The sequence below is a fragment of the Streptomyces sp. NPDC089915 genome, from assembly GCF_040684675.1.
In the GTDB taxonomy this organism is placed as follows: Bacteria; Actinomycetota; Actinomycetes; order Streptomycetales; family Streptomycetaceae; genus Streptomyces.
The window spans coordinates 1-5188 of the sequence record NZ_JBFBGN010000236.1 but is presented as its reverse complement, the minus strand read 5'-3'; the positions used below and the strand labels follow the sequence as shown (position 1 = coordinate 5188).

6 protein-coding genes are annotated in these 5188 nt (G+C 71.6%); 5 read left to right on the top strand and 1 reads right to left on the bottom strand.

The features are described 5' to 3' along the window. Window positions 1–558: NAD-dependent epimerase/dehydratase family protein (locus AB0O29_RS33985; RefSeq protein ID WP_365159726.1), on the bottom strand; the 558-nt coding region annotated here is incomplete at its 3' end. A 201-nt stretch (window positions 559–759) separates the two neighbouring features. Between AB0O29_RS33985 and AB0O29_RS33980 the strand changes: the two genes are divergently transcribed. The 5 genes from AB0O29_RS33980 to AB0O29_RS33960 form a co-directional block, all read left to right on the top strand. Then, on the top strand, window positions 760–1515 hold the full coding sequence (locus AB0O29_RS33980; RefSeq protein WP_365159729.1) for an SDR family oxidoreductase: 756 nt from the start codon (window positions 760–762) through the stop codon (window positions 1513–1515). 159 nt (window positions 1516–1674) lie between these two features. Continuing rightward, on the top strand, window positions 1675–2343 hold the full coding sequence (locus AB0O29_RS33975; protein ID WP_365159723.1) for a ScbR family autoregulator-binding transcription factor: 669 nt from the start codon (window positions 1675–1677) through the stop codon (window positions 2341–2343). 135 nt (window positions 2344–2478) lie between these two features. Then, window positions 2479–3738: a ParA family protein gene (locus tag AB0O29_RS33970; RefSeq protein WP_365159720.1), complete on the top strand. Its 1260-nt coding sequence runs from the start codon at window positions 2479–2481 to the stop codon at window positions 3736–3738. Next, a complete protein-coding gene (locus AB0O29_RS33965) occupies window positions 3735–4682 on the top strand; it encodes a ParB/RepB/Spo0J family partition protein (protein WP_365159718.1) in 948 nt (315 codons plus the stop codon). Before AB0O29_RS33970 ends, AB0O29_RS33965 begins: the two co-directional genes overlap by 4 nt. A 113-nt stretch (window positions 4683–4795) precedes the next feature. Continuing rightward, a partial coding sequence (locus AB0O29_RS33960; protein ID WP_365159715.1) for a helix-turn-helix transcriptional regulator occupies window positions 4796–5188 on the top strand: 393 nt, incomplete at its 3' end.

Below are 5188 nucleotides of genomic sequence, written 5' to 3'. Positions count from 1 at the left end.
CCCGTGTTCGTGGACCAGGGCCGGCACGACCAACGGCACCCCGGCCACCAACACCAACCGGGCCCCCACCACCACCCCCCCGGGGGCCCGCGCCGCCCCGCCCCGGGCGGGGGGGGTCCGGCTCGCCGGGGACTGGGGGGCGGGGACGACGGCGTTCACGGTCATCCCGCGATGCGGCCCCCGACCGTAGACGGCCGAGGTGGACAGGTGGACGATCCGCCGGACCCCGGCCGCCCGCGCCTCGGCCATCAGCGCCGCGGTCCCGCCGATGTTGACGGCGGCGCACTCCCCTTCGTCGGAGCCGATCCGCGAGGCCAGGTGGAGGAGTACGTCCGCCCCCTCACAACTCCCGCGCAGCGATCCGGGCTCGGCCAGGTCCCCCCGGCGCCATTCATCGGCCGGCCCGTCGGGCCCCGGAGCCCCGCGCCCCACGGCCCGCAGGATCAGGCGCGGACCGTCAGGTCCCGCTCCGTCCCGGATGCGCACGAGTTCGGCGAGTACCGCCGAGCCTATGAAACCGGTTGCGCCGGTGATCACCAGCCGCTGCGGCTCGGCCATCAGTTACTGCCCCTCCCCCGGGAAAAACCGAACAGCCGAAATGTTATGTCTGGTGCTCCGGACCCGTCCCACAGAACGGCGCTCATCTTGACCTCGTCACCCGCACCGCAGCCCGCCTCTCCGCAGCAGCAACCGCAGCAGCCGCACCCGGCGGACGGCGGCCCCTCGGACCAGCCCCCCGGCAGCGGCAACGGCGGCCCCCTGTCCGGGCGGACGGCCCTGGTGACCGGCGCCTCCCGCGGCATAGGCCGCGCGATAGCCGAGCGGCTCGCGGCCGACGGCGCCCTCGTGGCGGTCCACTACGCGCGCAACGCCGAAGCCGCCGACGCGGTCGTGTCCTCCATCCGCGCCGCGGGGGGCGAGGCGTTCCCCCTGCGCACCGAACTCGGCGTCCCCGGCGACATCGAATGCCTCTACTCCGCCTTCGACGGCGCACTCGCCCGGCGCGGTATCGCACCCCGGCTCGACGTCCTCGTCAACAATGCCGCGGTCAGCGGCTCGGCGCGGATCCACGAGGTCACGGCGGAGCTGATCGACAGGATCTTCTCGGTCAACGTGAAGGCTCTGCTCCTCCTCACCCGGGAGGGCCTGACCCGTATGCCGGAGGGCGGCCGGATCATCAACGTCTCCTCGGCCATCACCCGCATGTCCTACCCGGAGTCCGTCGTGTACTCCATGAGCAAGGGCGCGCTCAACACCCTCACCCTCGCCCTCGCCAAGGAGCTCGGCCCCCGGGGCATCACCGTGAACGCGGTGGCCCCCGGGTTCACCGCGACCGACATGAACGCGAAGCTCCGCACCACGCCCGAGGGGCGGGCCCGGCTGGCCGGCCTGTCCGTCTTCGACCGCATCGGCAGACCGTCCGACATCGCCGGCGCCGTCGCCTTCCTCGCCTCACCCGACGCCCTGTGGGTCACCGGCCAGCTCCTCGACACCTCGGGCGGCATGCACCTGTAGCCGGACACCGTTAACGGCGTTAACGCCGTTAACGCCCCGCCCTTCCCACCTGACGAAAAACAACGCCCCAAAAAGTACTGGTCGACTGGTTTTTTTTCGGCCTCTCCCACAAGATTGATCTTCAACACCAACGGACGAAACCGACATCGGGAGACACACGTGGCGAGGGTCAGGCAGGAACGGGCCGAGTTCACCCGGCAGGCGATCCTCGACGGCGCGGCCATCGCCTTCGACCACGCCGGCTTCGGCGGCACCAGCCTCAGCGACGTGGTCAAGCACGCCGGAGTCACCAAGGGCGCCCTCTACTTCCACTTCCCGTCCAAGCAGGCCCTCGCCCGCACCCTGGTGGACGAGCAGTTCCAGGTCTCCGAGCACGTACCCGCCATCGAGGACCCGGGCCTCCAGACCGTCATCGACCTCACCCACCGCATGGCGTCCGGGCTGCGGACCAACGTCCGCATCCGCGCCGGCATCCGTCTGGTCATCGAGTTCGGCTCGTTCACGGACCCGGACCCGGCCCCGTACAACGCCTGGATCGAGACCTGCCGCAGCTGTCTGACGCCGGCCCAGGAACGCGGCGACCTACTCCCCACGGTCGACGTGCGCGACCTCGCGACCTTCCTCGTCGGCTCGTTCACCGGCATCCAGGTCACCTCGCACGTCCGCACCGGCCGCGAAGACCTGCACGCCCGGGTCGTCGACCTCTGGAACCTCCTCCTCCCGGGGATCGTGCCGACCGACCGCCTCCCGCTGTTCGACCCGGCGGGCTCCGCCGACTGCCGCCGCGGCCTCGAACCGCCCACCGTCCCACCCCTCCCCCGCCCCTGACGAACCCTCCAGGGCGGCTCCGCACACCCGCGGCGCCGCCCTTTCGCATGCCGGACCGCCCTCCGCGCCTATTTCGTTAGCAAAACCCAAGCGTGGCGCCCACACAGACCCAAGAACGTTAGTAAAGTCCCTCTCATGACTTCGCCCTCGTCCCCGAACGACCGAGAGAAGGTCGTCTCCAAGCTCCCCCCGTGGCTCCGCCAGGAGTTGAAGATCCGCACCGCCCAGCTGCGGGTCGACATCCAGGACGCCGTCCACCAGGGGATCGCCGACTGGAGCGCCCTCGCGTCCGCCCCCTCCCCCGTCGACACCTCCGGCGCCGAGTCGTTCTCGACGTGGCTGCCCGCCGGCCAGTGGGAGTCGTTCCGCACCGACTCCAAGGACCGCGGCGTCTCGCTCATCCAGGGTCTCGCCCAAGCGGTGCACCTCTGGCTGGAGATGAACCCGGCCCCCACCGTCCAGCGTCCCTCCGTCGTCCGCCGCATCGTTGTGTGCAACCAGAAGGGCGGCGTCGGCAAGACGGCCATCACCGCAGGCACCGCCGAGGCCCTCGCCGAGGACCCCTCGACGCTGCACCCGGTCCGCATCGCCCGCCAGCTGGCGAAGCTCGCCACCCCAGGGGAAGGCGAAGGCACCCACCCCACCACCACGCCCCTGGACCTGGAGGACCTCCCGGGCCTGGGCATGCGCGTCCTGCTCGTCGACTTCGACCCCCAGGGCCACCTCACCAAGCAGCTCGGCCAGCAGCCGCTCCCCATCGGCGGCGACAGCCTCACCTGCCACATGGCCGGCGAGGCCAAGGGCCCCCTCCAGGACCTGATCGCCCGCATCGATCACGACCGCTTCGGCGACCGCCTCCACCTGCTGCCCGCCTGCACGGACGCCTTCCTCCTCGACGTCCGCCTCTCCACCGTCCGCGCCCGCGAGGCCGCCCTCGAACGCGCCCTCGCCCCCGTCGAGTCCGACTACGACGTCATCCTCATCGACTGCCCGCCGAGCCTGGGCCTGAGCATGGACGCCGCGATCTACTACGGCCGCCGCCGCGACACCGAACAGCCCGGCGCCTCCGGCGCGCTGATCGTCGTCCAGGCGGAGGACTCCTCGGCCGACGCGTACGACCTGCTGACCTCCCAGATCAACGACCTGCGCGACGACCTCAGCCTGGACATCGACTACCTCGGCCTGGTCGTGAACCTCTACGACGGCCGCCGCGGCTACATCGCGACCAGCTCCCTCCAGGCCTGGATGGACATAAAGGATCCCCGGGTCGTGGCGATCGTCCCCGACCTCAAGGAACAGCGCGAGTCCGTCCGCCTGAAGCAGCCCCTCTTCGTCTACGCGCCCAACGGCGACCAGGCGGTCGCCCTGCGCGCCCTCGCCCGGGAGATCTCATGAGCAGCAAGGCCGACAAGCTCGGCGTCTCGGCGTCCTTCGCACGGGCCCAGCCCGTCGGCGTCAGCTCCCGCCGCGCCGCCATCGCCGAGGCCACGGGCGCCCCCACCTCCGGGGTGGTCCCGCCCTCCGAGGTCCCCATCGAGGCCCTCGCCCACAACCCCTTCAACCTCCGCGAGGACCTCACCGACCTCGACGAGCTGGCCCAGTCCCTCACCGTCCGGGGCCAGCTCCAGCCCCTGGCGGTCGCGACCCGCATGGCCTTCATGGAGGCACACCCGGGCGCCACCGACGGCCTCGGCCGCGCCCCGTACGTGGTCATCGACGGCAACCGCCGCCTCGCGGCCGCCCAGCTGGCCGGGCTCAAGACGATGCACATCCACGTCAACGACGCCCTGTCCGCCTCCGCCGCCGACATCCTCGAATCGGCGCTCATCGCCAACGTCCACCGGGTCGACGTGGCCCCCATGGACCAGGCCCGCGCTCTCCAGGAGCTCGTCGACGTCCACGGCTCCCAGGCCCAGGTCGCCAAGCGGATCGGCAAGACCCCCGCGTGGGTGTCCCAGCGCCTGACCCTCCTCAACCTGACGCCCGAGCTCCAGGACAAGGTGGAGACGGGCGAGCTGAAGGTCGAACCGGCCCGTCGCATCGGCCGCCTCCCCCAGGAGGAACAGGAGGCGGCCGCCACGCAGAGCATCAACGCCGTTAACCCCCCGCGCCAGCGCACCCGCCCGACCCCTCCGACCGTTAACGCCGTTAACGCCGTTAACGCCCCCGCCCCCACACCGACGCCCCCGACCACCCCCTCCCCCACCCCCACCGCACCCCCCACCCCCCGCATCACGATCTCCGCCCAGTCCCCGGAGACCATCGCGGACGCCCTCACCGCACACCTGACCCCGGACGACCTCAAGGCCGTCACGGAGCTCCTGATGCAGCGCATCTGAGCCGCCCGCACGCACGCCGGGGGCGCTGACGGCATTAACGCCGTTAACGCCCCCACGTGCGTTTCATGTGCGTTCAGCCGTGCGGTTCACATAGGGTGGCCCTGGAGGTAGCAATGAGCGAGACGAACGAACAGACCAGCCTCTTCGCAGCGGTCGACGCCCTGCTGGAAGAAGCCGCGGCGAAGGACGGGCTCCCCGTCCCGGACGAACGCAAGCGCCTGCGCGAGGCGGCCGGCCTGAGCCAGGACCAGATCGCCAAGGCCCTGTCGGTCCGCCGCGAGACCGTCACCTCCTGGGAGACCGGCCGCACGGCCCCCCGTCCCCCCAAGCGCGCGGCCTACGCCCGCCTCCTCGAAGGCCTCGCCGCCCTCCACCCCACCCCGGGCACCCCCACCATTAACGCCGTTAACACCGAACCCCCCGCCACCCCCGCCAACGCCGTCAGCACCACCCAAGCGGCACCCCCCACCCCACCCACCCCCGTTGACGCCGTTAACACCCCGGCC